Raw genomic sequence first — 24789 nt, forward strand, 5'->3', positions numbered from 1 at the left:
AGGAAAGCGACGAAAGAGCGCAGTCGGGTGGCCGGGTCAGTGCTGGCCGGCGGTCTCGTCGTCGGTGTGCAGCACGCACCAGACGACCTTGCCGTCCGGCAGCGGGGTGGTGCCCCAGCGCCGGGCCACAGTGTCGATCAGCAGCAGGCCGCGCCCGCCCGCCGAGTTCACCGGGGCGACCCCGGCGAAGGCCGGCTGCCGGGGCGAGCGGTCCCGCACGGCCAGCTGGAGGCAGTGGTCCCGGGGCGCCACCCGGACGGTCATCGGGGTGCGCGCGTGGGCGACCACGTTGTTGACCATCTCGGTGATCGCGATGCAGGCCGCCTCGGCCAGCTCGGGCACCCCCCACCGCAGGGACGCGTCGGTGACCAGGGCCCGGGCCTCCCGGGCGGCCTCCACGGCGGGCGGCAGCTCGGTGCTCAGCACCGCGGCCAGCGGCGCGGCGACCAACGCCGCCTGCGCCTCGCCGAGAGACGCGCAGACCGACACCGCGGCACCCGGCCAGCGTCCCACCGGGTCCACCACCAGCAGCCCCGCGGCCGGCCAGTCGCCCGCCACCCGGTGCAGCTCGTCGAAGACCGAGCGGACCTCCGGATCCGGCACCCGCAGCCCCGACAGGTCGGCGATCACCGGGCCGGGCCGCTCCCAGAGCCGGGCCAGCAGCGTGTCCCGGACCGCGCCGACGCCGGCCCGGTCGAGGACCCCGGTCACCCTGGCCAGCGCGGACGTCTCGTCCAGCTCCACCAGGCAGCGCACGTCCGTCGGCATGATCGTCCCATTGTGCATGCCCGGCACCGGGGGCGCATCCGGCCGCTCGATCCGGTTCATCAGCGATCGGTCCGGGAACGTCGGGCCATCGCCGCCGCCGTGCCGACCGCCGTACCCGCGGCGGCCAGCCCGAAGGCCGCGGTCATCCGGACGAGCTGGCGTCGCCGCCCCTGCCAGCCACCGTCCCGCTCGGCGGCCGCGTCGGCCCGGAAGACGTTCCCGCTGCTCTCCAGCCGGACCCCGGGACCGAACTGGGTGCGGTGGGCGTACCAGCCGAGGGCACGCTCCGCCACCGCCGGGGCGAGCCGCCACTGGAGGCCGAGCAGCCGCGCCGCGCCCCCGGCGTACGCCTCCCGGCGGGGCCGGCGCAGCAACCGGACGATGGTCTCGGCGACCACCTCGGGCGGGTACACCGGTGGCGGCGGGGTCAGCTCCCGGCCGGTGTGGTTGGCCGCGTGCCGGAAGAACGGGGTGTCGATGGTGGCCGGCAGCACGGTGCACACCGAGATCGCGCTCCGGCCGGTGACCCGCAGCTCCTGGCGTACCGTGTCCGCCAGCCCGCGGATGCCGTGCTTCGTGGCGTTGTACGCCGACTGGTAGGGCATCGCCACCTCGGCCAGCACCGACGCGTTGTTCACCAGCACCCCGCCGCCCGCCGCCGCCAGCCACGGCAGCGCGGCCCGGATCCCGTGCACGGTGCCGAGCAGGTTCACCTCCACCACCCGGCGGAACTCGGCCACCGGGATCTCGTCGAAGAGCCCCACCGCGCTCACCGCCGCGTTGTTCACCCAGCCGTCGATCCGGCCGAACTCCGCCGCCGCCCGCGCGGCCAACCGGTTCACCGCGTCCGGGTCGGTGACGTCGGTCGGCACCACCAGGGCGCGCCCGCCCAGTTCCCGGCAGCGCCCGGCCACCCGCTGGAGGGCGTCCGCGCTGCGGGCGGCGAGGACGACGTCGGCACCCCGACGGGCGAGGGCGTACGCGGTGGCGGCGCCGATGCCGCTGGACGCTCCGGTGATCACCACGGTGGAGTCGTCGAGGGTGCGGGTGAGAGGCATCCTTCGCCCGTACCCCAGGTGGGGTGGGTCATGCCGACCGGATCCGGCGGATCACGGTTGGCGCGACCCGCCAGCGGGCAGTGTGTGGCGGAGCCGGCGGAACGCCATCGGGACGCCTCACCACCCGGGGTCCGTCGGTCCGATCTGCCAGGTTTCGGCTCGCCGGGGCCGGGTTAATGGGACCCTCTGACCGGAGGACCACCGCTCGAAAGAACGCATGGAGGTGCACCATGCGCGTCGGCCTTGTGTGCGCACACGCCGGCCCGTCCACTGACGGTCCTGCCGTCGGCACGCACGAGCACATCGCGCGGGTCGCCGCCGAGCTCGCCGAGCGCGGCCACGACGTCCGGGTGTACGAGCGCCGCGACGCCCCCGGCCTGCCGGAGAGCCTCGACGTCGACGGCTACCGGCTGGAACGGGTGCCGATCGGTCCGGCCGCCCCGCTCCCCACCGCCGAACTGGTCCCGCACGTGGCCGCGTACGGGCAGTGGCTGGCCCGCCGGTGGGCCGGCGACTGGACCCCCGACGTGGTGCACGGGCACTACTGGATCGGCGGCCTGGCGGCCGCCCAGGCGCTCCGCGAGACCGACATCCCGATCGTGCAGACCTTCCACTCGCTCGGCGTGGAGCAGCTGCGCCACCTGGGCAACCGCTACGACGGCCCGGGGGAGCGGATCCCGCTGGAACGGGCGCTGACCCGGGCGGTGGACATCGCGGTGGCCCAGTGCAACGACGAGGTCGACGAGCTGACCCGGATGGGGCTGCAACGCACCGCGGTCGCGATGGTCCCGACCGGGGTCGACACCCACCAGTTCCACCCCGACGGCGAGGCGGCCCCGCGCGACCAGCGGGCCCGCATCCTCTCCGTCGGCGGACTCTCCGCCGGGCACGGCCACGAGGACCTGATCCGCGCCATGCGCCTGGTCGGCGACGCCGAGCTGGTGATCGCCGGCGGGCCGCCCGCCGAGCAGCTCGCTGGCCACGCCGAGGCGCGCCGGCTGCGTGAGCTGGCCGAGCGGAACGGGGTGGCCGACCAGGTGAAGCTGGTCGGCGCGGTGCCGCACGACCAGATGGCCACCTGGTACCGCTCCGCCGACGTGGTCGCCTGCACCCCGCACTACTCGTCCGCCGGGCGGGTGTCGCTGGAGGCGATGGCCTGCGGCGTGCCGGTGGTCGGCTACGCGATGGGCGGCATCGCCGACGCGGTGGTGGACGAGGTGACCGGCAAGCTGGTCCCGCCCGGTGACGTCCGCACCCTCGGGATGACCCTGCGCCGGCTGCTCGCCGACAACGCCGGGCGGTTCGCGTACGGGCACGCGGCGGTCGACCGGGTCCGGTGCAGCTACACCTGGGAACGGACGGCCGGCGCCCTGGAGCGCCTCTACGAACGGGTCGTCGGGCGCCGCAGGCCGGCCGAGAAGCCGCTGGAGACAGCCGTGGAGGAGCCGCTGGAGACGACGGCGGAGAAATCGGTCGAGGCGGCCTGACGGCAGCGGTCAGCGACGGGGTCGGCCGGTCGGGCCGGCCCCCACCATCAGGCGCTCCCGCTCCCGGGCGACGGCGTGGTGGTGCTGCGGCTCGGCGTACCGGGTCAGGCCCACCACCGCGGCCAGGGTGACCAGGAAACCGGCGGCGGCCAGCCACTCCCGGCCCGGCCAGATCCGGTCGTTGAGCAGCAGCAGCCCGACGATCGCGGCGGGCACCGCCCCGGCGGCGTCCATCGCGGCCACCGCCGCCGTGGTGGAGCCGCGCTGCATCGCCAGCCCGAGCAGCAGCTGCCCGACGATCGAGTGCGCCACCAGCAGATAGAGCAGCGGGTCCCGGACGAACGCCTCCGCCGAGTCGGCCGACGCGAGCGGCCGGGCGGCCACCGCGGCGGCCGAGAAGGCCATCCCGGCGAGGGAGCCCAGCGCCACCGAACCGGGCGCGCCGTGCAGCCGGACCGCGAAGAAGCCGAGCAGGGCGATCACCCCCACCGCCGCACCGAGGGCGATCACCCCGGCCGTGCCCAGTTGCCGGGACGGTGCCGGCTCGGCGGCGAGCACCAGCCCGGTGATCCCGGCGAAGAGCAGCACCAGCAGCACCACCTCGGCCGCCGGCAGCCGCCACTTCAGCACCACCACGCCGATCAGCGCGGTCACCCCCAGACCGGCCGCCACGCTGGCCTGGACCAGGAAGAGCGGCAGGTCCCGGCGGGCCAGGAAGGCCAGCACGAATCCGGTGACCTGGCAGAGCAGCCCGACCAGATAGGTGCGGTGGCTGGCCAGCCGCAGCAGCAGCCCCGGGTCGAAGGTGTGGTGCACGGTGGTCCGCGCCGCGGCCACCGACTGGAGCAGGTTGGCGAAGCCGTACGCGACGATCATCGCCGCGAGGAAGCACCAACCGGAGGAGACCACCTGGCGAGGATAGAGGTTGTGGCCGGGTCAGCGCGCGGCTGGCCGGCCGAGCCGGTCGAGGATGTCGGCGTGCAGCCGGCCGTTCGTGGCGACCGCGCTGTTCTCCCCGCCGGTCGGCGCCGGCCGCCCGGCCAGGTCGGTGACGGTGCCCCCGGCCTCGGTCACGATCGGCACCAGCGCGGCGACGTCCCAGAGCGACAGTTCCGGCTCCACCATCACGTCCAGCGCCCCCTCGGCCAGCAGCATGTAGCCGTAGAAGTCGCCGTAGGCGCGGCTGCGCCAGGTGTCCCGCATGAGCTGGAGCATCCCGTCGAGCCGACCGGCCGCCTCCCAGCCGGTCAGGGACGAATAGCAGAAGCTGGCGTCGGCCAGGTCGGTGACGCCGGAGACCCGGATCGGCTCGCCGGTGGCGAGGTCGGTGCCGGCGTACGCGCCCGCGCCGAGGGCGGCCCACCAGCGCCGGCCCAGCGCCGGGGCGGAGACCAGCCCGAGGACCGGGCGATCGGACTCCAGCAGGGCGATCAGGGTGGCCCACACCGGCACCCCGCGGACGAAGTTCTTGGTGCCGTCGATCGGGTCCACCACCCAGCGGCGACCGCCGGGGCCGGTGGCGGGCTGTTCGCCGTACTCCTCGCCGAGCAGGCCGTCGTCGGGGCGGTGCCGCGCCAGCAGGGCCCGGATCTCCCGCTCCACCGCGGTGTCCGCGTCGGAGACCGGGGTCAGGTCCGGCTTCGACTCGACCCGCAGGTCCAGGGCGCGGAACCGGGCCGTGGAGACGGCGTCGGCGGCGTCGGCGAGCAGGTGGGCGAGGGTGAGGTCGTCGGCGTACCCGGTCATGCCGGACACGGTAGCGGCGGCGTCCCGGTCGTCAGCCGGCGGCCGGGGCGTCCGGCGCGCGCCGGTCGCCCTCGCCGGGCCCGCGGTGGTCGGTCTCCCGCGTGTCGCCCTCGCCGCTGCGGGAGGCCAGCAGTCGACGGTACGACGCCAGCCGCCGCTGGTCGGCCTTGCCGGCGGCCACCCAGGCGTCCAGCGCGCAGTCCGCCTCCTCGGCGGTGTGCTGACAGTTGACGGGGCAGTCGACCGTCCCCTCGACCAGGTCCGGGAAGCCGTGCAGCAGGCTGTTCGCCGAGACGTGCGCCAGCCCGAAGCTGCGCACCCCCGGGGTGTCGACGATCCAGCCGACGGCCGACCCCGGCTCGGCCGGCAGCCGCAGCGCCACCGCGCTGGTCGAGGTGTGCCGCCCCCGGCCGATCGCACTGACCACGCCGACCGCCCGCTCGGCCGCCGGCACCAGCCGGTTGACCAGCGTCGACTTGCCCACCCCGGAGTGGCCCACCATGACCGACACCCGGCCGGCGAGCAGGGCGCGCAGCGCGGCCAGGTCCGAGTCGGGCCGGACCAGCACGTACGGCAGCTCCAGCTCGGTGTAGTAGTCCAGCACCGCCTCCGGGCCGGCCAGGTCGGCCTTGGTCAGGCAGAGCAGCGGCTCGATGTCGGCGTCGTACGCGGCCACCAGGCAGCGGTCGATGAACCCGGTGCGCGGCGGCGGGTCGGCCAGCGCGCTGACGATCACCAGCTGGTCGGCGTTCGCCACCACGACCCGTTCCAGCCGCCCCTCGGCGGTGGACTCGTCGTCGTCGGCGGTACGCCGCAGCACCGAGCTGCGCTCGGCGATCCGGACGATCCGGGCCAGCGCACCGGGCGCGCCGGAGGTGTCCCCGACCAGCCAGACCCGGTCGCCGACCACCACCGACTTGCGGCCCAGCTCGCGGGCCCGCATCGCGGTCACGGTCGGGGAGTCCGGGGCGTCGGGGCGGACGCAGGTGTAGCGGCCCCGGTCGACGGCGATCACCAGGCCGTCGATCGCGTCGGCGTGCCGGGGGCGGGTGCGCGTACGCGGGCGCGACGACTTACCGGGTCGGACCCGGACGTCGTCCTCGTCGTACTCGCGCCGTTTGGTCGCCAGGACCTGCCCCCTGTCGCGTCAGCTCTTTCCGGTCACCATCCCAGACCATAGTGCCGGAAACTCGGGCATGGTCTTGGAGGTGCACGCCACGTCGTCGACCTCGATGCCGGGGACGGCCAGCCCGGCCACCGCCGCCGCGTGCGCCATCCGATGGTCGGCGTACGTGCGGAAGGTGCCGCCGCGCAGCGGGCGCGGCCGGATCTCCAGCCCGTCGGCGGACTCGGTGATGTCCGCGCCGAGCGCGGTGAACTCGCGGGCCAGCGCGGCGATCCGGTCGGTCTCGTGGCCCCGGATGTGCCCGACGCCGGTGAACCGGGACGGCGAGTCGGCGAGCATCGCCAGCGCGGTCAGCGCCGGGGTCAGCTCGCTCACGTCGGAGAGGTCGGCGGCCAGGCCGTGCACCGTGCCGGTGCCGCGCACGGTCAGCCCGGCGGTGCCGAGGGTCACCTCGCCGCCCATCCGGTGCAGCAGGGCGCGGAGCTGCTCGACCGGCTGCATGCTGCTGCGCGGCCAGCCCTGCAACGTCACCTCACCGCCGGTGACCAGCGCGGCGGCGAAGAACGGCACCGCGCCGGAGAGGTCCGGCTCGATCTCCCAGCCGCGACCGGTCAGCGGGCCCGGCTCGACCGTCCACACGTCGGGGACGGTGTCGTCGACCGCCGCGCCGGCGGCGCGCAGCATCTGCGTGGTCATCCGCAGGTGCGGCGCGGAGGGGACCGGTGGGCCCTCGTGCCGCACCACCACGCCCCGGTCGAAGCGGGAGGCCGCCAGCAGCAGGCCGGAGACGAGCTGGCTGGAGGCGGAGGCGTCGATGACCACCTCGCCGCCGGTGACCCGGCCGGCGCCGAGGACCGCCAGCGGCAGGCTGCCGGTGGCGGGGCTGTCGATGCGTACGCCGAGCGAGCGCAACGCGCCGATCAGCGGGCCGAGCGGACGGACCCGGACCTGCGGGTCGCCGTCGAAGGTGACCCGCCCCTCGGCCAGGCCGGCGACCGGCGGCAGGAAGCGCATCACCGTGCCGGCCAGGCCGACGTCGACGTGCGCGGGACCGACCAGCCGGTGCGGCCGGACCAGCCAGCGGTCGTCGTCGGAGATCGACATGTGGGCGCCCAGCGCGCGCAGCCCACCGGCCATCAGCTCGGTGTCCCGGGCGCGCAGCGGCCCGTGCAGTGTCGACGGGCCGCTGGCCAGCGCGCTGAGCACCAGCGCCCGGGCGGTCATCGACTTGGAACCCGGCAGGCGCAGCGTGACAGCCACCGGGTCGCTGGCGGTCGGAGCGGTCCACGGCTGCGGCGGCCGGGTCGCGATCGGATTCCCCACGCTCACATTCTGCCAACTCCGACCGGGTGTGGAGCCCTCCGCGGGCCCACCTCCCGGTTGGCGGGACAGCCGGGAACGCCGCCGCGGGTTAGCGTGTGCGCCATGTGCGGGAGGTACGCGACGACCCGGAGCGCGGGCGACCTGAGCGCGCTGTTCGAGTCGTACGACGAGACCGGCGGCGGGGTCCGTCCGGACTTCAACGTGGCCCCGACCGATCCGGTGCCGCTGGTCCGGCTCGACCCGGAGGGGCACCGGCTGCTCTCCGTCGGTCGTTGGGGCCTCGTCCCGCACTGGTCCCGCACGGCGGGCGGCGCCGCCCGCATGATCAACGCGCGGGCCGAGACCATCGCCACCAGCCGCGCGTACGCCCCCTCCTTCGCCCGCCGCCGCTGCCTGGTCCCCGCCGACGGCTGGTACGAGTGGGTCCGCGAGCCCGACGGCCGGAAGCAGCCCTACTTCATGACCCCGGCCGACGGCTCGGTGCTCGCCCTCGCCGGCATCTGGTCGGTGTGGGAGCCGGGCGGCACCGAGCTGCTCAGCTTCAGCGTCCTCACCACGGCGGCGGTCGGCGAGCTGGCCGAGGTGCACGACCGGATGCCGCTGCTGCTGCCCCGCGAGCGGTGGACGTCCTGGCTCGGCGACGCCGACGACCCCGCCACGCTGCTCGTACCGCCGCCCCGGGAGTGGCTCGACGGGCTGGAGATCCGCCCGGTCTCCCCGGCGGTCGGCGACGTCCGCAACGACGGTCCGGAGCTGACGGCGCGGGTCTCGTCGGGGCCGCGCGAGCCCGACAGCGAAATGACGCTCTTCTGATCACCCTCGGCACATTGTCGTGTGCTGATTTGCCGCAGTTGGGCCGGAAACGTCGCCTGACTGTTTAGGCATCTTTACCGCAGAGTCTTGTCCCCGTGTCCGGAAGTGCGATAGAACACAGCGCCGGTGGTGGGTGTCTGTTCGCACGGGGCGGATGTCACCCATCGATCTTCGTGATCATGCCGGTCCCACGGGGGAGGTGGGTGAATGTGACACGGGCACGTATGCCGCGCCCGCACGAGGTGGCGGCCGCACGACGGGATCCGCGACTGCTGCGGGCCCTGCGGGAGCGCCGCCAGGACGAGGCGTGGCGCACCAGAGGGACCTGCCAGAGTGTGGACCCGGAGACGTTCTTTCCGGCGCCCAACGAGCCGGCCGACGCGGCCGTGGCGCTCTGCCGAAGCTGTGACGTCCAAGGGTCGTGTCTGGCCTGGGCGTTGGAGGTCGGTGACTGTCACGGCGTGTGGGGGGGCACCACACCGCGCGAACGGCGGGCGATGCTCGTCGCCTGGCGCAGCGAGGTGCAACCGGATCCGGACGCGGTCGACGAGGCCGGTCCGCCGGTCCGCGACCAACTGCTCACCCTGATGCCGCTCAGCCGCTGACCGGACCGTCAGGCCCGCGCCGCCCGCCTCGCACCGTCGAGGCGGGCGGCGCCCTTGTTCTTCCGCTCCGGCGTCGCGGCGCCCGGTCCTTCGGATGCTCCGGCGTTCGGCCGCTCCGGCCTTCCGGTGCTCCGCCGCCCGGCCGCTCCGGCCTTCGGGCGGTCCGCGTCGTCGGTGGGGTGATCCGGCGCAGAATGGGCCGGTGCGGCGGAACGACGAGATCGAGACACCCCGCGGACCGGCCCGCGTCGACACCGACCTGCCTGCCGGTCCGGCGGCCACCGCGCTGGTGCTCGGGCACGGTGCGGGCGGTGCGGTGGACGCCCCCGACCTGCTCGCGGTCCGGGACGCGCTGGTCAGTGCCGGGTTGGCGGTGGTCCGGGTGACCCAGCCCTACCGGGTGGCCGGCCGTCGCGCACCCGCCCCGGCCGGGCACCTCGACGAGGCGTGGACGGCGGTGCTGGCCGTACTCCGGGAACGGCACCCGGCCGTCGCGAGGTGGCTGGTCGGGGGCCGGTCCAGCGGCGCCCGGGTCGCCTGCCGGACGGCGGTGGCCGTCGGCGCGAGCGGCGTCGTCGCGCTGGCGTTCCCGCTGCACCCGCCGGGCCGGCCGGAGCGCTCGCGGGCCGCCGAGCTGGCGACCGGACTGCCCACCCTGGTGGTGAACGGCGACCGGGACCCGTTCGGGGTGCCGGCCCCGGGGCCGGCCGTCGACGTGGTGGTCCGCCCCGGCGAGACACACGACCTGAAGCGCGACCCGGCGGGCACCGCCGCGGCGGTGCGCGACTGGCTGCGGGAGCGCGGCTGGGCGACCCGCTGACCCCGCGTGGGCGACCGGGGCGGCGGTCGGCGGTCGGCGGTCGGCGGAAAGATCATGCGGGGGCGTGACCGGGGGCGGTGGCGGTCGTTGCTACGGATGGTGCCGGGCGTCCGGTTCGGGCGTTCCGGGGCCTCCTCCCAGGCCCTTCCTGGTCCCAGCGTCGGTCGCGGCCGAGGCCGGGACCAGGAACGGCGGGCGGCGGGCGGAATGCACCGGCAGTCGGGACGCGTTACTACCCCCGGACGACTTTTCAGCCGAGGGGGTGGGCGGTGCCGATCGAGACACGGAGCCGGGAGCGGGACGACCGGGACGCGCGGCAGCTGAGGCAGCTGCTGGACGCGCCGGAGTGGCCCGCGAGCGGGGCGGCCGTGGTGAGCACCAGCACACCGGCCGGAACTGAATCTACGAGCAGGTCCGTACGCGTATCCTCGGCGGGAAAGCATCCGACGCGAGGGGATGTGCGGTTGACCACCGAGAAGACGGACGAGCGCAGGGCCCGCTTCGAGCGGGACGCGATGCCATTCGTCGATCAGCTCTACGCTGCCGGTCTGCGGATGACGCGGAACCCGGCGGATGCCGAGGACCTGGTCCAGGAGACGTACCTGAAGGCGTACGCCGCCTTCCACCAGTTCGAGCAGGGCACGAACCTGAAGGCCTGGCTCTACCGGATCCTGACCAACACCTACATCAACTCCTACCGCAAGCGGCAGCGCCAGCCCGTGCAGGCGCCCACCGAGGAGATCACCGACTGGCAGCTCGCCGAGGCCGAGTCGCACACCTCCAGCGGGCTGCGGTCGGCCGAGACCGAGGCGCTGGACCGACTGCCCGACAGCGACGTCAAGGAGGCCCTCCAGCAGCTGCCGGAGGAGTTCCGCCTGGCCGTCTACCTGACCGATGTCGAGGGCTTCTCCTACAAGGAGGTCGCCGACATCATGGGCACGCCGATCGGCACGGTGATGTCGCGGCTGCACCGCGGGCGTCGTAATCTGCGCAAACTGCTCGAGCAGTACGCCGCGGAGCGGGGCTTCACCGCTGCGCCCTCGAAGGGTTCGACCGCCGCTGCCGGCCGGGAGGTGTGACCGTGAGCTGTGGAGAGCCGCACGAGACGGACTGCCGCGAGGTGCTCGCGGAGGTCTACCTCTATCTGGACCTGGAGTGCGGGGAGGAGCGGCGGACGCTGATCCGTCACCACCTCGACGAGTGCGGGCCGTGCCTGCGCGAGTTCGGCATCGAGCAGGAGGTGAAGGCGCTGGTCGCCCGCTGCTGCGGCAACGAGACCGCGCCGGACCAGCTGCGGGAGCGGCTGCGGGTGCGCCTCACCGAGCTGGTGGTCTTCGAGAGCACGGAGTCCCGCGAACTGGCGGAGTGAGCACCGCCGTAACGCGAGCACGTACACCGGTGGCCCGGGTCGGATCCGACCCGGGCCACCGGTCTGTCCCGGCCCGGGGCCGGGGAGGTCGCTGATCTGCTCGGCGGGTACGCCCGCCGCCGATCAGGAGTTGGGGCGCTTGCCGTGGTTCGCGCCGCTCTTCTTACGGGCCTTCTTCTTGCGGGCCTTCTTCGCCATGCTGTACCTCCTTGTGCTGGTCACGGTCCGACCGCGGGCGAGCGCGGCGGAGGTCGCGTACCGGTCCTCGCGGCATCCGGGGCCGACCCGGACGATGCTAGTGCCGACCGGGTCGCTCCCGGACCGCCGGGGGCGCAACCGGGCGTGCCGACCGGCCGCTGCCGCTGTGGCCGGCGTCATGATTGGATACCGTTCGCAGGAACACCGGGTGGAGAGGGAGGGCCGTCACATGGCCGAGGAGATCCGCGCCGAGATGGTGGCGAACGTCTGGAAGGTCGTCGCGTCGGCCGGGGACACCGTGTCCGAGGGGGACACGCTGGTGATCCTGGAGTCGATGAAGATGGAGATCCCGGTGGTCGCCGAGTCGGACGGGGTGCTCACCCAGCTCGCCGTCAACGAGGGTGACGTGGTGCAGGACGGCGACCTGATCGCGGTGATCGATTGACCGGGCTGCGGGTCCGGCGGGCCGAGCCGGCCGACTTCGCGGCGGTGGCCCGGCTGACGGTCGCCGCGTACGAGGCCGACGGTCAGCTCAAGGGCGAGAACAGCTACGCCGTCGTGCTCGCCGACGTGGCCACCCGGGCGGAGTCCGGTGAGGTGCTGGTCGCGGTCGACGAGTCGTCCGGTGCCGTCGTCGGCGCGGTGACCTTCGTGCTGCCCGGCACCCCGTACGCGGAACTCGCCGGCCCGGGTGAGGCGGAGTTCCGGATGCTCGCCGTGGACCCGGCCGCGCAGGGCCGGGGCGCGGGCTCGGCCCTGGCCCGGGCCTGCGTGGCGCGCGCCGCCGAGCTGGGCTGCTCGGCCGTGGTCATCTGCGTACGCAGTGGGATGGCCGTCGCCGCCCACCGGATGTACGAGCGGTTGGGCTTCGTCCGGGTGCCGGAGAAGGACTGGTCGCCGCTGCCCGGCGTGGAGCTGCTCGGCCTGCGCCTGGAGCTGGCCCGCGGCTGACGACCCCTCGGGGGACCCGGGCGGTCAGTCGTCGCTGCCGATCTTCGACAGCAGCTCGTCGGCGACCTCCAGCGCGATCTTCTTCCGCTCGTCGTCGGTGATGTCCGGCGCGCGGACCGCGAACCAGCTGCTGTGCACGGCGAAGAGGGTCAGCGCGGCGCGGAGCTGGGCGGCCGGCGAGTCGTCGCCGCGGCAGAGCTGGTCGGCGAGGCGCAGCATCCGGTCGCGCATCTGCTGGCCGGCGGAGAGGCTCTTCAGCACGGTCTGGTTCTGTTCGAAGAAGCGCATCACCGACGGCTGTTCGGTGGCGAACATGGCGTCGGCGTACCGGCTGATGAGGACGCGGCGGGTGGCCAGGGTGGCCGGTTGCGACCGGGCCCAGTCGATCAGCTCGTCCATCCGCTGGAGGCGGTCCTCGACGAAGCTGTTGACGATCTCGTCCTTGCTCTTGAAGTGGTAGTAGAGGGCGGCCTTGGTCACGTTCAGCCGCTCGGCGATCTCCCGCAGCGAGGTCTTCTCGTATCCCTGCTCGGTGAAGAGCTCCAGCGCGACGGCCTGGATGCGTTGCCGCGTGCTGCCTGTGCTCTCCCTCACCTGTACCACCTAACTGGCTTGACGGGTTCCTGCTGTCCAACTTACCGTGCGGCTAGTAAGGTAGCTAGCCGGGCGGCAAGTAAGTCGGTCACATCTCGGGGGGAGCTTACCCATGACTCAGGAAACCCAGGCCGGAGCGCGACCCAACGTACGGGTCGTGCTGTTCGGTCTGATGATCGCGATGATGCTCGCGATGCTCGACAACATGATCGTCAGCACCGCGCTGCCGCGGATCGTCGGCGAGTTCGGCGGCGTCAACCACTTCACCTGGGTCGTCACCGCCTACGTGCTGGGCACCACCGTCTCCACCCCGATCTGGGGCAAGCTCGGCGACCTCTACGGGCGCAAGGCCGTCTTCCTCACCTCCGTGGTCATCTTCCTGATCGGCTCCGCGCTCTGCGGCATGTCCGGCTCGGGCGTGCTCGGCGGGGTGGACAGCGGAATGATCGAGCTGATCGCGTTCCGGGCCGTCCAGGGCCTCGGCGCGGGTGGCCTGATGGTCGGTGTGATGGCGATCATCGGCGACCTGGTGTCGCCCCGCGAGCGGGGCCGCTACCAGGGCATGTTCGCCGGCATCATGGCGATCGCCATGGTGGCCGGCCCGCTGGTGGGCGGCTTCATCACCGACCACCTCTCCTGGCGCTGGGCGTTCTATGTGAACCTCCCGCTGGGCGGTGTCGCGCTGCTGCTCCTCGCCACCACCATGCACCTGCCGAAGTACCGCACCGAGCACAAGATCGACTGGTTGGGCGCCGCGCTGCTCTCGGTGGGCATCACCGCGATCGTGCTGGTCACCACCTGGGGCGGCAACGAGTACGACTGGACCTCGCCGCAGATCCTCGGCCTCGCCGTCCTCGCCCTGGTCGCCCTGGCCGTCTTCGGCCTCGTCGAGCGCCGGGTCCCCGAGCCGATCCTCCCGCTGGCCCTCTTCGCCAACCGGAACTTCGCCCTTATCTCGGTGATCGGCTTCCTGCTCGGCTTCGCGATGTTCGGCGCGATGAACTTCCTGCCGCTCTATCAGCAGACCGTGCAGGGCGCCTCGGCCACCAACAGCGGTCTGCTGCTGCTCCCGCTGATGTTCGGCATGCTCGTGGTGTCCCTGGTCGTCGGTCGGGCGATCACCAGCACCGGCCGGTACCGGATCTTCCCGATCGTCGGCGGCGTGGTGATGACCACCGGCATGTTCCTGCTCAGCCGCCTCGACGTGGACACCAGCAAGGCCATGTCCTCGCTCTACATGGTGGTGCTCGGCGCGGGCATGGGCTTCCTGATGCAGACCTCGATGCTGATCGCGCAGAACAGCGTCGAGCAGAAGGACCTCGGCGCGGCGAGCGGCGGGGCCACCTTCTTCCGTTCCATCGGCGGTTCGTTCGGCATCTCGCTCTTCGGCGCGATCTTCGCCAACCGGCTCGCCGACTCGCCCGCCGGCGGCGCGTTCAGCGGCGGCGGCGAGGGCGGCCGGATGGACCTGGAGAAGCTCAAGGCGCTGCCGGCGCAGGCGCGGGAGCTGGTGCTCGGCGGCCTCGCCGACGCCATCTCCCACGTCTTCCTCTGGGCGGTGCTCTTCACCGTCGCGGTGCCGATCCTCGCCTGGTTCATCAAGGAGGTCCCGCTGCGATCCAGCAACGACGCCCCGCCGGCGGGCGCCAGCGGTGAGGAGCAGGCCGAGACCGCCCTGGGCAAGGCCCCGGTCGCCTGACGCACGTCCCCCGCGGCCACGTCGACCCCATCCCGGGGTACGGCGTGGCCGCGCCGCATCCCGCCCCCGTCCCGAGCCCTGCCCGGGCACGGCGGTCAGGCGCGGCGGAACAGGGCGGTGAGACGGCGCCAGAGGCGGCGCAGGACGCCGGGGCGGGTCGGACCGCCGGGCGAGGTGGCGGTCAGCTCGTGGGCCAGGGCGGTGGTGGCCTCGTCCAGCGCCGGAGTGGCCAGCGCCAGGTGGGCCAGCGAGGCGGCGATCGGCACCCGGCGCGCCCGGGCCACGGCGGCCACGTCGGCGAGGCGCTCGGCCACCACCCGGGCCACGTCGGGGCGTACCGAGGGGTCCACCCAGGCGGCGGTGACCAGGGCGAAGAGGGCGGCCTCGGTGATCCAGTCCTCCACGCCCCAGACCAGCTCCACCAGCACCCGACGGCGGGTGGACTCCGCCCACGGCTCGTCGGTGCGGTGGTGCAGCAGGCCGAGACAGGCCCAGACCTGCACGCAGCGCACCCAGAGCGACGGGTCCTGCCCGGCCAGCACCCGGCCCAGCGCGGTCGTCGGCGGCTCGGGCGGGTGCACCAGCAGGCCGAGCAGGTCGGTCAGCTCCAGGGTGGCCAGGTTCACCGCGGCGTCGTACGCGGCCGGGGGATGGGGCCAGGCCGGATGCGCGAGCTGCCGGACCCGCTCCGCCGCCGCCGGTGACGGGACCGGCAGGGTGGGGGCGGCGGTGGCGCCGTCGTACCGCCAGAGCTGGCAGGTGGTGGCCCGGCGGGGTTCCCGGGGGTCCGGCTCGACCGTCCCGGTCACCTCGACGTCCAGGCCGGGGACCGCCGCCGCCACGGTACGCATCGCGCTCGGCGGCTCCGGGGCGTCGAGGCGTACGGGCACCCGGGCGGTGTCCTCGTCGGCCAGCGCCTGGCGGAGCGCGTCCAGCATCGGCCCGCCGGCCGGTGTCACCTGGCCCAGCCACGGCCGGCTGCGGCAGCACTCGGCCAGGTCGGCGTGCTCGTGGCTGTCGTCGGGGTGGTCGCGGACGAAGTCGGCGAGCGCCACCAGGTGGGCCACGTCGCCGTCGCGCTGGAACCGCAGCCGGTGCGCGGTGTGCACCGCGCAGTCGAAGGTCGGGTCGCGGGCCAGCGCCCGGTCGATCCACTCCAGCGCCTCGTCGAGCCGGCCGTTGTCCGCGAGGGTGCCCGCGAGGTCGGCGTAGACGGCGAGGTCGTCGGGGTCGTGGGCGACCGCCCGACCCAGTGCGGCGAGGGCGTCCCGGGTCCGGCCGGCGCTGCGGTACGCGTACCCGAGCCAGACCTCGCCGAGTTTGGACGGCTCCGCGCGTACCCCCCGGGAGGCCCACTTGATCGCGAGGGCGACCTCGCCGACCCGCCGGGCCAGCGCGGACGCCGCCCCCAGCAGCAGCGCGTGCTCGGGATGCACGGTGACCGCGTTGCGGGCCAGGGTGAGGTACGGCCGCAGCGGTTCCCGGGCGCGGCGCGGCACCGGGTCCGGCGCGGCGGCGCAGATCTGCATGAGGATCCGGGCGATCCGCTCCGGGTCGAGCCGTTCGGCCAGCTCGGGCGCGGTCACCCAGGGCACCCCGGCCCAGTCGACGCCGGGCGCGTAGCCGGTGGCGGCGGCCAGCAGGTCGAGTCCCTCGGCGGGCCGCCCGGCGGCGGCGAGCAGGTGCGCGCGGGCGACGACCGCGCCGACGAAGGCGTGGTGGCCGATCGGGAAGAGGTCGAGGTCGCCGCCGCTGGCCGCCGCGACGCGGGCCAGGGTCTCGTGCACCTCGGGCAGGGTGGGGGCGAGGACGAGCGCGGCGGCGACGTGTTCGGCGGCGTGCCGGAGGTCGCCGTCGGCGAGCGCCAGCCGGGCCAGCGCGAGCTCCCCCTCCGCGGGCAGCGTCGGGTCGTCCGTTCCCTCGGGCACGTCGTCCTCTCGCTTCGTCGATTCACTGGCCGGGCAAGCCTAGGGGATGTTGCGTCGATTCGGTGATCCACTGCGCATTGCTGCTCGTTGCGTTGCTCGTGGCGGCTCAAACGTGCAAGACTGAGCACCGATCGCGCGGGTACCGCGCAGAGGGGGGCTATCCGTGACGCGTCCAGGGGCCGGGATGGCCGCCGACATCGACGAGCAGCCGGCCGGCTACGAGCGGCTGCTCTCCGCCGAGCACGCCGGCGCGATCGCCCGGGTGGCGGCGGTCATCGCCGAGCGTCGGCCCCGGCACGTGGTCTTCACCGCGCGCGGCACCTCCGACCACGCGGCGCTCTACGCGGCCTACCTCACCGAGATCCGCCTCGGGCTGCCGGCCGGCCTCGCCTCACCGAGCGCCGTCACCGTCTACGGCGCCCGGCCCGACCTCTCCGACGCCCTCGTCGTCGGGGTCAGCCAGAGCGGCGGCTCACCCGACCTCGCCGAGGTGCTCCGGGTCGCCCGGGCCTCCGGCGCGCTCACCCTCGCCGTCACCAACGCACCCGACTCGCCGCTGGTGGAGACCGCCGAGCTGAGCGTCGACATCGCCGCCGGGCACGAGCGGGCCGTCGCCGCCACCAAGACGTACACCGCCGAGCTGCTCGCGCTGCTGCTGCTCGTCGAGGGGGTACGCGCCGGCGACGGCGTGCTGCCCGCGGCGGAACGGGCCGCCCTGGCCGTCCTGCCGGAGCTGGCCGCCCGTACCCTCGCCGACCCGACTCCGGCGCAGCTCGCCCCGCGCTACCGGTTCGCCGGCCAGCTCGTCACCACCGGCCGGGGATACGCGTACCCGACCGCCCGGGAGGCGGCGCTGAAGCTGATGGAGACCTCGTACCTGCCGGCGCTCGCCTTCTCCGGCGCCGACCTGCTGCACGGACCGCTCGCCATGACCGACCCGGACGTGCCGGTGCTCGCCGTGGTCGGCTCCGGCCCCGGCGGCGAGTCGATGCGCCAGGTGCTGCCCCGGCTCGGCGAGCGCCGGGCCGACGTGGTGGTGGTCGGCTCCGCCGCGGTCGAGGGCGCCACCCGGATGGCCGTCCCCGAGGTCGACGAGCGGTACGCCCCGCTGCTGGACATCCTCCCGCTGCAACGGCTGGCGCTGGCCCTGGCGCTGGCCCGGGGCGAGGACCCGGACGCGCCGCGCGGGTTGAAGAAGGTCACCGCGACGATGTGACACCCGGCGTGGCACCCTGTGAGGCGTGTCCACGCTGCGCGACCTCGCCGACGAGCACACCCAGCTCCGCCCGGCCGACATCGACCACCTGCACCGGATCGCGGGGGACTGGCAGCTGCTGTCCGACCTCTCCTTCGCCGACCTGCTGCTCTGGGTCCCGGTGGACGGTGACGGGACCTTCGTCTGCGTCGCCCAGGTCCGTCCGACGACCGCGCCGACGGCCTACCTGGACGACCAGGTGGGTCGGATCGTCGGCGGCCCGGAGGTGGCCCACCTGGAGGTCGCCCACCGGCAGGGCCGGATCTGGCGCGAGGGCGATCCCGTCTGGTACGGCGACGTGCCCGCCCGGCACGAGGCGATCCCGGTGCGGCTACGGACCACCGACGGGGAGGCCGGCGAGGTGATCGCCGTGGTCGGCCGGGACACCAACCTCTCCACCGCCCGGACGCCCAGCCAGCTGGAACTGAACTATCTGACCACCGCCGACGACCTGGCCCAGATGATCGCCGACGGCACCTTCCCGCCGCCCCGGCACCCGGGCGAGACGACCTCCGCGCCCCGGGTCGGCGACGGGCTGGTCCGGCTGGACGCCAACGGCAAGGTCACCTACGCCAGCCCGAACGCGCAATCCGCGTACCGCCGGTTGGGCTACGCCTCCCACCTGGTGGGGGAGGACCTGGCCAAGCTGCACCGCCGGCTGGCCGGCGACCCCCTCGAAGGCACCGACGCGGCGAACAGCATTCTGGCCGCGCTGCGCGGTGACGCCCCGCCCCGCCGCGAGGTCGACGCCCGGGGCGCCACCATGCTCACCCGGGCGCTGCCGCTGATGCCGGCGGGCGTGCCGATCGGCGCGCTGGTGCTGGTCCGCGACATCACCGAGGTACGCCGCCGGGACCGGGCCCTGATCACCAAGGACGCCACCATCCGGGAGATCCACCACCGGGTGAAGAACAACCTCCAGACCGTGGCCGCGCTGCTGCGCCTCCAGGCCCGCCGGGTCGCCATGCCGGAGGCCCGGGTCGCCCTGGAGGAGTCCGTCCGCCGGGTCGCCTCCATCGCCCTGGTCCACGAGACGCTCTCCATGTCCAGCGACGAGGCGGTCGAGTTCGACGGCATCGTCGACCGGGTGGCCAGCGCGGCGACCGAGGTGGCGGCCACCGAGGTGACCGTCGGCATGCGCCGGCAGGGCAGCTTCGGGGTGCTCCCCGCCGAGATCGCCACCTCACTGGTGATGGTCCTCAACGAGCTGCTGCTCAACGCCGTCGAGCACGGTTTCCCGCCGGCCGGGGAGGAGGGCCCGGCCGCCCCCGAGGAGGGCGCGAAGCCCGAGGTGGTGGTGACCGCGCAGCGGCAGCGCAAGCAGCTGCACGTCTCGGTCGCCGACAACGGCCGGGGACTGCCCGAGCAGTTCGACGCCGAACGCGGCGGCCGGCTCGGCCTGCAGATCGTCCGGGCGCTCGTCACCGGCGAGCTGCGCGGCACCATCGAGCTGCGCAACGGCGCGGCCGGTGGCACCGAGGCCGTCCTGGTCGTCCCGCTGGCCCGGCCCACCGCCGACCGCGGCTGACCGCCGCTGGTTCCACGTTCGGCGCGGCCTCCGCCCACCGGGGCTGCGTCAGCGGGTGAGCAGGGCGACCGTCAGGCCCGGGCGGGGGTCGACCCGGGCCACCCGGAAGCCGTCCCGCAGCGCCGCGCCCTTCGCGCCGGGCACCGCCGCCAGCGGGTCGGTCCGCCGGCCGGCGACCACCAACCAGACCCGCCGCGCGCCGGCCAGGCACTCCGCCGGGCGTGGGCACTCGGCGGCCCAGAGGTCCGCGCGCTGCCGCTGGTCGCGGACCACCAGCACGTCGCGCGGCCGGTCCGACCCCAGGTGGTACGCCATGCCGAGGTCGAGGAAGAGCCAGCTGTCCCGGGGTGAGTAGACGATGGCGTCCCCCGGTTGCTGCCCATCGGCGATCACCCGCGCCGCACCCCGGTAGTCCACCGTCGCACTGCGCGGCCACTCGTGGGTCCGCCGCAGCCCCGCCTGGTCGGGCAGACCCACCAGCCCGGCCAGGGTCACCACCGCGAGCGCCGGCACCAGTCGTACGCCGGCCAGCGCCGCCCCGGCCAGCAGGCAGCCGAACGGCACCGTGAAGACCAGGTAGCGCGCCACCCAGAGCGGCACCACCAGCCCGGCGGCGAAGAGCAGCAGCACGGGCAGCAGCACGCAGGCGCCCGGCAGCACCGCCCGACGGCCGAGCCGCCCCGCGCCCAGCGCGGCGAGGCCCAGCAGCAGCCCGCCCACCGCGCCGCTCTGCGCCACGCCCCCGGGCAACGCCGCCAGGTCGGTCAGCCGGGCCGCGTCCACCCAGTCGAGCTGCCGGGACCGCTGCCCCCGGGCCGCCAGCGCCAGCGGCGTGACCAGCACCACGGCCGGCAGCAGGGCCAGCAGCCACGGCAGCACCACTCGCCGCCCCGCTCCCTCCGACTCGTTCGCGCCGGATGTCGGGTCGGGCTCGGCGTGCCTGTTCGGTGCGTTCGCGCCGGGTGTCGGCGCGACGGGCGAGTGGCGGACGGTTACCAGGGCGGCGGGGCCGAGCCACCGGACGAGCAGCACCGCGACGGCGTGCGCGGCGAGCAGGGTGAGCGCGAGCAGGTGGGCCAGACCGAGTGCGGCGACCGCGAGGGCGTAAGCCGTCCAGCGTGGCCACGAGGGTCGGCGCAGCGCCTCGACCAGCAGCAGGGTGGCGAGCACGGCGAAGAACGTGGCGAGCGCGTACGGACGGGCCTCCTGGGCGTACCGGGAGGTGCCGGGCAGGACGGCGAAGAGCAGCCCGGCCAGCAGCCCGACCCGGGCGTGGACCAGCCGCTCACCGAGCCGGGCGGTGAGCCCGGCGGCCCCCGCCATGGCCAGCACGGACGGTAGCCGCAGCGCGACCGTGGAATCGCCGAACGCCGCGGTCCAGCCGTGCATGAACAGGTAGTACGGCCCGGTGGCGGCGTCGATGGTGCCGGCCAGCCGGACCAGGTCGCCGACCGGCCGGGTGGCCGCACTCCAGGTCGCCAGCTCGTCCCGCCACAGCTGGGCCCGCCCGAGCCCGGTGAGACCCACCCCGAGGGTGAGCACGACCGGCGGCACCCACACCCCTCGCGCCGCCCGCCGGGCCGCCCCAGGCACCGACTTACCGGACAATTCGTCCACGCGCCGAGCCTCCCACAACCCGCCCCGCACCGCTGCCGAGCCCACGCCTCCCGTCCTGCTCCCGCGGCTGCCCGCGCCCCCGCGCCGTTGCCGTGCAAGATCGCGCTCGATCCTGGATCGAGTGGCCTCCGACGCTCGTCGACCCCACTACTTCCTGGATCGAGCACGATCTCGGCGCGGGGCGCGGGGCGCGGGGCGCGGGGCGCGGGGCGCGACTTCCTCGATCGTGCTCGGGTGGAGCCCGTGATGTGGGATCACACACTCGGTCATTGGCCGGTCGACCAGGGGTGTGGAAGCATGAGGGCATGACCGCCGCTGTCGTCCGCCGCTTCGTGGCCCGTCGCCACGTCGATTACGGCCGCGTGCGCAGCGCGATCTGTCCGGCCACCTGACGACGCCCGACCACTCTGTCTCGGGCGCTGCGCGCCGGCCGTCACGACATCGCAGTCACGGCCCTTCTCAGGGCCGGCCGCCGCGTCCGCGCTCCCAGGCACCGCAGACACAACGGAGGACGCCGCGATGGCGGTCAGCAGCACCCCGACCCGGCCCGAGAGCCCCGCGGCCCCCGCCGCCCGGGCTCCCCGCCGCCCGCGCGGGGAGGGACAGTGGGCGCTCGGTCACCGCGAGCCGCTCAACGCCAACGAGCGGATCAAGAAGGACGACGACCCGCTGAACGTGCGGGCCCGGATCGAGAACATCTACGCCCACCAGGGCTTCGCCTCGATCGATCCGCAGGACCTGCGCGGGCGGTTCCGCTGGTGGGGCCTCTACACCCAGCGCAAGGCCGGCATCGACGGCGGGCGTACGGCCGTGCTGGAGCCGCACGAGCTGGAGGACGAGTTCTTCATGCTCCGGGTCCGGGTGGACGGCGGTGAGCTGAGCCTGGCCCAGCTCCGGGTGGTCGCCGACATCTCCCGCGAGTTCGCCCGGGACACCGCCGACATCACCGACCGGCAGAACATCCAGTACCACTGGATCCGGGTCGAGGACATGCCGGAGATCTGGCGTCGGCTGGAGGAGGTCGGCCTGCAGACCACCGAGGCGTGCGGCGACTGCCCCCGGGTGGTGCTCGGCAGCCCGGTCGCCGGGGTGGCCGAGGCGGAGGTGCTGGACCCGACGCCGGCGCTCGACGAGATCGTCCGCCGGTACGTCGGCGACAAGGCGTACTCGAACCTGCCGCGCAAGTTCAAGACCTCGATCTCCTGGCTGGCCGACTCGCCGTACGAGACGAACGACATCGCCTTCCTCGGCGTGGAGCACCCGGAGCACGGGCCCGGCTTCGACGTCTGGGTGGGCGGGGGCCTCGCCACCAACCCGATGCTGGCCCAGCGGCTCGGCGTCTGGGTGCCGCTGGCCGAGGTGCCGGACGTCTGGGCGGGCGTGGTCGGCATCTTCCGCGACTACGGCTACCGCCGGCTGCGGAACCGGGCGCGACTGAAGTTCCTGGTCGCCGACTGGGGCGTGGCGAAGTTCCGCGAGGTGCTGGAGAAGGAGTACCTCGGCCGGACGATGCTCGACGGCCCGGCGCCGGAGCTGCCGAGCAAGCCGATCGACCACATCGGCGTGCACCGGCAGCGCGACGGCCGGAACTTCGTCGGGGCCGCCCCGGTGGTCGGGCGGGTCTCCGGGGGGCAGCTCGCCGAGCTGGCCGACCTGGTGGAGGCGCACGGCAGCGGCCGGGTGCGGCTCACCCCGTACCAGAAGCTGCTGGTGCTCGACGTGCCGCCGGAGCGGACGGAGCCCCTGGTCACGGCCCTGCGCGGGATCGGTCTGGAGGCCCGGCCGTCGGCCTGGCGGCGCGGCACGATGGCCTGCACCGGCATCGAGTTCTGCAAGCTGGCCATCGTCGAGACGAAGCGGCGTGGTGAGGAGCTGGTGGCCCGGCTGGAGGAGCGGCTGCGGGACTTCGACGCGGACATCTCCATCCACCTCAACGGCTGCCCGAACGCCTGCGCCCGCACCCAGGTCGCCGACATCGGGCTGAAGGGTCAGCTGGTGGTGGGCCCGGACGGCCGTCAGGTCGAGGGCTTCCAGGTGCACCTGGGCGGCGGCCTCGGCATGGCGCAGGGGCAGACCGCCGGTTTCGGCCGCAAGCTGCGCGGCCTGAAGACCACCGCCGACGAGCTTCCGGAGTACGTGGAACGGCTGGCCCGCCGCTACCTGGCCGGCCGGAGCGAGGGCGAGACGTTCGCCAACTGGGTGATCAGGGTCGACGAGGAGGACTTGCGATGAGCGATGCCCGATCTGCGCCTCTCTACTGCCCGTACTGCGGCGAGGAGGACCTGCGGCCGAGCGAGGCCGGGCACGGCGCCTGGGAGTGCCACGCCTGCGCCCGGGTCTTCACGGTGAAGTTCACCGGTCTGCTCGGCAGGGCGGTGGCCCGGTGAGTCTCGCTTCCGCCGCCAACCTGGGCCTGGTCGGGCTGGGCGGCCCGACTCCCGTCGACCCGCAGCGCCGTGACCCAGAGGAGCTGCGCGTGCTGGCCGAGACGGCCGGCCGTGAGCTGGAGGGCGCCCCCGCGCTGGAGATCGCCCGCTGGGCCGCCGAGACGTTCGGCGACCGGTTCTGCGTGACCAGCTCGATGGCGGACGGGGTGCTGGCGCACCTGGTGTCCCGGGTCGCGCCGGGCGTGGACGTGGTCTTCCTCGACACCGGGCTGCACTTCCCGGAGACGCTGCGCGTGCGGGACGAGGTGGCCCGCCGGCTGCCGGTGAACGTCCGTTCGATCCGGCCCCGGATGACGGTGGGCCAGCAGGACGGCCAGTACGGTCCCCGCCTGTTCAGCAAGTCCCCGGACGACTGCTGCCAGCTGCGCAAGGTCGAGCCCCTGGAACGCGCCCTGACCGGCTACGACGCCTGGGCGGCCGGGCTGCGCCGGGACGAGTCGCAGACCCGGGCCAACACGCCGGTGGTGACCTTCGACGCCCGGCGCGGCAAGGTGAAGGTCAACCCGATCGCCGCCTGGACGCAGCGGGACGTGGACTCCTACATCTCCCGCTACGACATCCCGGTCAACGAGTTGTTCGCCCGCGGCTACGGCTCGATCGGCTGCTGGCCGTGCACCCGGCGGACCCGGGCGGGGGAGGACCCGCGGGCCGGCCGGTGGGCCATGTTCGAGAAGACCGAGTGCGGCCTGCACGTGTGACGCCGACGGATGCCGGGGCGGTCGAGGTGGCCGCCCCGGTGGTCCTGGTCGCCCACGGCAGTCGTGATCCCCGGGCCGCCGAGGCGATCCGTGCGCTGGCCGGAGCCGTGGCGGCGGCCCGTCCCGGCACCCCGGTGCTGCCGAGCTGGCTGGACCACACCGAGCCGGGACCGACCGCGGTGTTGCGCGGTCTCGCCGCCGCGGGGCATCCCCGGGCGGTGCTGGTGCCGTTGCTGCTGACGGCCGCGTACCACCGGAAGGTGGACATCCCGGCGGCGGTGGCCGCGGCGCGGGAGGCGGGGCCGACGCTGGACGTCCGGATCACCGACGTGCTGGGGCCCGCCGACGGCACGGTGGACGGCTGCCTGCTGGCCGGTCTGCGCCAGCGGCTCGCGGCGGCGGAACCTGGCCGGTTCGACGCGCTGGTGCTGGCCGCGGCGGGCACCCGGGACCCTCGGGCCCGGGGCTCGGTGGGCCGGGTGGCGGCGGCGCTGGGCGCGTCCCTGGGCGTCCCCACCCGGGTCTCGTACGCCTCGGCGGCACCCCCGGCGGTCGGCGTCGCGGTGGCGAAGCTCCGCGCCCGGGGTGCCACCCGGGTCGCGGTGGCCGCCTACTTCCTCGCTCCCGGCCTCTTCCACGACGCCGTGGTGGCCGACGCCCACGCCGCCGGTGCGGTGGCGGTGGCCGCCCCCCTCACCGACGTCCCCGCCCTGGCCGACCTGGTCCTCCGTCGGGTCGACGCGACCGGTTGACGGGCGG

General features: G+C 74.5%; 25 protein-coding genes. 15 read left to right on the forward strand and 10 right to left on the reverse strand.

The window, feature by feature from the left end; genetic code table 11:
- Nucleotides 1-36 precede the first annotated feature (36 nt).
- Nucleotides 37-768 carry an ATP-binding protein gene (locus tag ABUL08_RS29065; protein ID WP_350933242.1) on the reverse strand — a complete coding sequence of 244 codons (732 nt, stop codon included), beginning with the start codon at nt 766-768 and terminating at the stop codon, nt 37-39.
- 59 nt (nt 769-827) lie between these two features.
- On the reverse strand, nt 828-1826 hold the full coding sequence (locus tag ABUL08_RS29070) for an SDR family oxidoreductase (protein WP_350933243.1): 999 nt from the start codon (nt 1824-1826) through the stop codon (nt 828-830).
- 230 nt (nt 1827-2056) lie between these two features.
- Here ABUL08_RS29070 and ABUL08_RS29075 point away from each other — a divergent pair, with 230 nt between their 5' ends.
- Nucleotides 2057-3313 carry a glycosyltransferase gene (locus ABUL08_RS29075; RefSeq protein ID WP_350933244.1) on the forward strand — a complete coding sequence of 419 codons (1257 nt, stop codon included), beginning with the start codon at nt 2057-2059 and terminating at the stop codon, nt 3311-3313.
- A gap of 9 nt (nt 3314-3322) precedes the next feature.
- On the opposite strand, the gene ABUL08_RS29080 is transcribed toward ABUL08_RS29075, so the two are convergent.
- The 4 genes from ABUL08_RS29080 to aroA form a co-directional block, all read right to left on the reverse strand.
- Complete coding sequence (locus ABUL08_RS29080) at nt 3323-4189, reverse strand: hypothetical protein (RefSeq protein WP_350938892.1); 867 nt, start codon at nt 4187-4189, stop codon at nt 3323-3325.
- A 60-nt stretch (nt 4190-4249) separates the two neighbouring features.
- Nucleotides 4250-5059 carry a histidinol-phosphatase gene (gene hisN / locus ABUL08_RS29085; RefSeq protein WP_350933245.1) on the reverse strand — a complete coding sequence of 270 codons (810 nt, stop codon included), beginning with the start codon at nt 5057-5059 and terminating at the stop codon, nt 4250-4252.
- 31 nt (nt 5060-5090) lie between these two features.
- Nucleotides 5091-6002, reverse strand: coding sequence for a ribosome small subunit-dependent GTPase A (gene rsgA, locus ABUL08_RS29090; protein WP_377521869.1), 912 nt, complete (start codon nt 6000-6002; stop codon nt 5091-5093).
- A gap of 204 nt (nt 6003-6206) precedes the next feature.
- Nucleotides 6207-7508, reverse strand: a complete 1302-nt coding sequence (gene aroA, locus ABUL08_RS29095) for a 3-phosphoshikimate 1-carboxyvinyltransferase (protein WP_350933246.1) — start codon at nt 7506-7508, stop codon at nt 6207-6209.
- A gap of 102 nt (nt 7509-7610) precedes the next feature.
- Between aroA and ABUL08_RS29100 the strand changes: the two genes are divergently transcribed.
- The 5 genes from ABUL08_RS29100 (at nt 7611) to rsrA (ending at nt 11115) form a co-directional block, all read left to right on the forward strand.
- Entirely contained in the window at nt 7611-8321 is a 711-nt protein-coding gene (locus ABUL08_RS29100) for an SOS response-associated peptidase (RefSeq protein WP_350933247.1), read from the forward strand.
- A gap of 209 nt (nt 8322-8530) precedes the next feature.
- Entirely contained in the window at nt 8531-8926 is a 396-nt protein-coding gene (locus ABUL08_RS29105) for a WhiB family transcriptional regulator (RefSeq protein ID WP_242794236.1), read from the forward strand.
- A 202-nt stretch (nt 8927-9128) separates the two neighbouring features.
- Nucleotides 9129-9746, forward strand: coding sequence for an alpha/beta hydrolase family protein (locus ABUL08_RS29110; RefSeq protein WP_350933248.1), 618 nt, complete (start codon nt 9129-9131; stop codon nt 9744-9746).
- 269 nt (nt 9747-10015) lie between these two features.
- Complete coding sequence (locus tag ABUL08_RS29115; protein ID WP_350933249.1) at nt 10016-10825, forward strand: sigma-70 family RNA polymerase sigma factor; 810 nt, start codon at nt 10016-10018, stop codon at nt 10823-10825.
- A 2-nt stretch (nt 10826-10827) separates the two neighbouring features.
- The gene (gene rsrA, locus ABUL08_RS29120) at nt 10828-11115 is read left to right on the forward strand and encodes a mycothiol system anti-sigma-R factor (protein ID WP_350933250.1); all 288 of its coding nucleotides are present in this window, start codon (nt 10828-10830) and stop codon (nt 11113-11115) included.
- A 123-nt stretch (nt 11116-11238) separates the two neighbouring features.
- Here rsrA and ABUL08_RS30725 read toward each other — a convergent pair whose 3' ends face one another.
- Entirely contained in the window at nt 11239-11313 is a 75-nt protein-coding gene (locus tag ABUL08_RS30725) for a 50S ribosomal protein bL37 (RefSeq protein ID WP_369700219.1), read from the reverse strand.
- Between the two features lie 229 nt (nt 11314-11542).
- Here ABUL08_RS30725 and ABUL08_RS29130 point away from each other — a divergent pair, with 229 nt between their 5' ends.
- A complete protein-coding gene (locus tag ABUL08_RS29130; RefSeq protein ID WP_350933252.1) occupies nt 11543-11758 on the forward strand; it encodes a biotin/lipoyl-binding carrier protein in 216 nt (71 codons plus the stop codon).
- Complete coding sequence (locus tag ABUL08_RS29135; protein ID WP_350933253.1) at nt 11755-12264, forward strand: GNAT family N-acetyltransferase; 510 nt, start codon at nt 11755-11757, stop codon at nt 12262-12264. Before ABUL08_RS29130 ends, ABUL08_RS29135 begins: the two co-directional genes overlap by 4 nt.
- 24 nt (nt 12265-12288) lie before the next feature.
- Here ABUL08_RS29135 and ABUL08_RS29140 read toward each other — a convergent pair whose 3' ends face one another.
- Nucleotides 12289-12858: a TetR/AcrR family transcriptional regulator gene (locus ABUL08_RS29140; RefSeq protein WP_350933254.1), complete on the reverse strand. Its 570-nt coding sequence runs from the start codon at nt 12856-12858 to the stop codon at nt 12289-12291.
- Nucleotides 12859-12970: 112 nt separating this feature from the next.
- On the opposite strand from ABUL08_RS29140, the gene ABUL08_RS29145 reads away from it, so the two are divergent.
- Entirely contained in the window at nt 12971-14557 is a 1587-nt protein-coding gene (locus ABUL08_RS29145; RefSeq protein WP_350933255.1) for an MDR family MFS transporter, read from the forward strand.
- Between the two features lie 95 nt (nt 14558-14652).
- Here ABUL08_RS29145 and ABUL08_RS29150 read toward each other — a convergent pair whose 3' ends face one another.
- Entirely contained in the window at nt 14653-16485 is a 1833-nt protein-coding gene (locus tag ABUL08_RS29150; protein ID WP_350933256.1) for a tetratricopeptide repeat protein, read from the reverse strand.
- A 184-nt stretch (nt 16486-16669) separates the two neighbouring features.
- Between ABUL08_RS29150 and ABUL08_RS29155 the strand changes: the two genes are divergently transcribed.
- Entirely contained in the window at nt 16670-17701 is a 1032-nt protein-coding gene (locus tag ABUL08_RS29155) for an SIS domain-containing protein (RefSeq protein ID WP_350938896.1), read from the forward strand.
- Nucleotides 17702-17726: 25 nt separating this feature from the next.
- Nucleotides 17727-19268, forward strand: a complete 1542-nt coding sequence (locus ABUL08_RS29160) for a sensor histidine kinase (RefSeq protein WP_350933257.1) — start codon at nt 17727-17729, stop codon at nt 19266-19268.
- Nucleotides 19269-19316: 48 nt separating this feature from the next.
- On the opposite strand, the gene ABUL08_RS29165 is transcribed toward ABUL08_RS29160, so the two are convergent.
- The gene (locus ABUL08_RS29165; RefSeq protein WP_350938898.1) at nt 19317-20828 is read right to left on the reverse strand and encodes a glycosyltransferase family 39 protein; all 1512 of its coding nucleotides are present in this window, start codon (nt 20826-20828) and stop codon (nt 19317-19319) included.
- Between the two features lie 576 nt (nt 20829-21404).
- Here ABUL08_RS29165 and ABUL08_RS29170 point away from each other — a divergent pair.
- Genes ABUL08_RS29170 through ABUL08_RS29185 form a run of 4 tightly spaced genes read left to right on the forward strand, consistent with a single transcriptional unit; the run spans nt 21405 to nt 24782 of the window.
- Nucleotides 21405-23117 (forward strand): nitrite/sulfite reductase, encoded by a 1713-nt coding sequence (locus ABUL08_RS29170; RefSeq protein WP_350933258.1) that lies wholly within the window; start codon nt 21405-21407, stop codon nt 23115-23117.
- Nucleotides 23114-23272 (forward strand): IS1 family transposase, encoded by a 159-nt coding sequence (locus ABUL08_RS29175; protein ID WP_146231228.1) that lies wholly within the window; start codon nt 23114-23116, stop codon nt 23270-23272. The genes ABUL08_RS29170 and ABUL08_RS29175 overlap by 4 nt, the downstream gene beginning before the upstream one ends.
- Nucleotides 23269-24030, forward strand: a complete 762-nt coding sequence (locus ABUL08_RS29180) for a phosphoadenylyl-sulfate reductase (RefSeq protein WP_350933259.1) — start codon at nt 23269-23271, stop codon at nt 24028-24030. Before ABUL08_RS29175 ends, ABUL08_RS29180 begins: the two co-directional genes overlap by 4 nt.
- The gene (locus tag ABUL08_RS29185; RefSeq protein WP_350933260.1) at nt 24012-24782 is read left to right on the forward strand and encodes a sirohydrochlorin chelatase; all 771 of its coding nucleotides are present in this window, start codon (nt 24012-24014) and stop codon (nt 24780-24782) included. Before ABUL08_RS29180 ends, ABUL08_RS29185 begins: the two co-directional genes overlap by 19 nt.
- Nucleotides 24783-24789 lie beyond the last annotated feature (7 nt).

Origin of the sequence: Micromonospora sp. CCTCC AA 2012012, from assembly GCF_040499845.1 — a bacterium.
Lineage (GTDB): Bacteria > Actinomycetota > Actinomycetes > Mycobacteriales > Micromonosporaceae > Micromonospora > Micromonospora mangrovi.

What these genes read in the sequence shown, in the direction of transcription:
- ABUL08_RS29065 (WP_350933242.1), bottom strand. Translation starts at nt 768, where the DNA reads ATGCCGACGGACGTGCGCTGCCTGGTGGAGCTGGACGAGACGTCCGCG.
- ABUL08_RS29070 (WP_350933243.1), bottom strand. Translation starts at nt 1,826, where the DNA reads ATGCCTCTCACCCGCACCCTCGACGACTCCACCGTGGTGATCACCGGA.
- ABUL08_RS29075 (WP_350933244.1), top strand. Translation starts at nt 2,057, where the DNA reads ATGCGCGTCGGCCTTGTGTGCGCACACGCCGGCCCGTCCACTGACGGT.
- ABUL08_RS29080 (WP_350938892.1), bottom strand. Translation starts at nt 4,189, where the DNA reads ATGATCGTCGCGTACGGCTTCGCCAACCTGCTCCAGTCGGTGGCCGCG.
- hisN (WP_350933245.1), bottom strand. Translation starts at nt 5,059, where the DNA reads ATGACCGGGTACGCCGACGACCTCACCCTCGCCCACCTGCTCGCCGAC.
- rsgA (WP_377521869.1), bottom strand. Translation starts at nt 6,002, where the DNA reads ATGCGGGCCCGCGAGCTGGGCCGCAAGTCGGTGGTGGTCGGCGACCGG.
- ABUL08_RS29100 (WP_350933247.1), top strand. Translation starts at nt 7,611, where the DNA reads ATGTGCGGGAGGTACGCGACGACCCGGAGCGCGGGCGACCTGAGCGCG.
- ABUL08_RS29130 (WP_350933252.1), top strand. Translation starts at nt 11,543, where the DNA reads ATGGCCGAGGAGATCCGCGCCGAGATGGTGGCGAACGTCTGGAAGGTC.
- ABUL08_RS29145 (WP_350933255.1), top strand. Translation starts at nt 12,971, where the DNA reads ATGACTCAGGAAACCCAGGCCGGAGCGCGACCCAACGTACGGGTCGTG.
- ABUL08_RS29155 (WP_350938896.1), top strand. Translation starts at nt 16,670, where the DNA reads ATGGCCGCCGACATCGACGAGCAGCCGGCCGGCTACGAGCGGCTGCTC.
- ABUL08_RS29170 (WP_350933258.1), top strand. Translation starts at nt 21,405, where the DNA reads ATGGCGGTCAGCAGCACCCCGACCCGGCCCGAGAGCCCCGCGGCCCCC.
- ABUL08_RS29175 (WP_146231228.1), top strand. Translation starts at nt 23,114, where the DNA reads ATGAGCGATGCCCGATCTGCGCCTCTCTACTGCCCGTACTGCGGCGAG.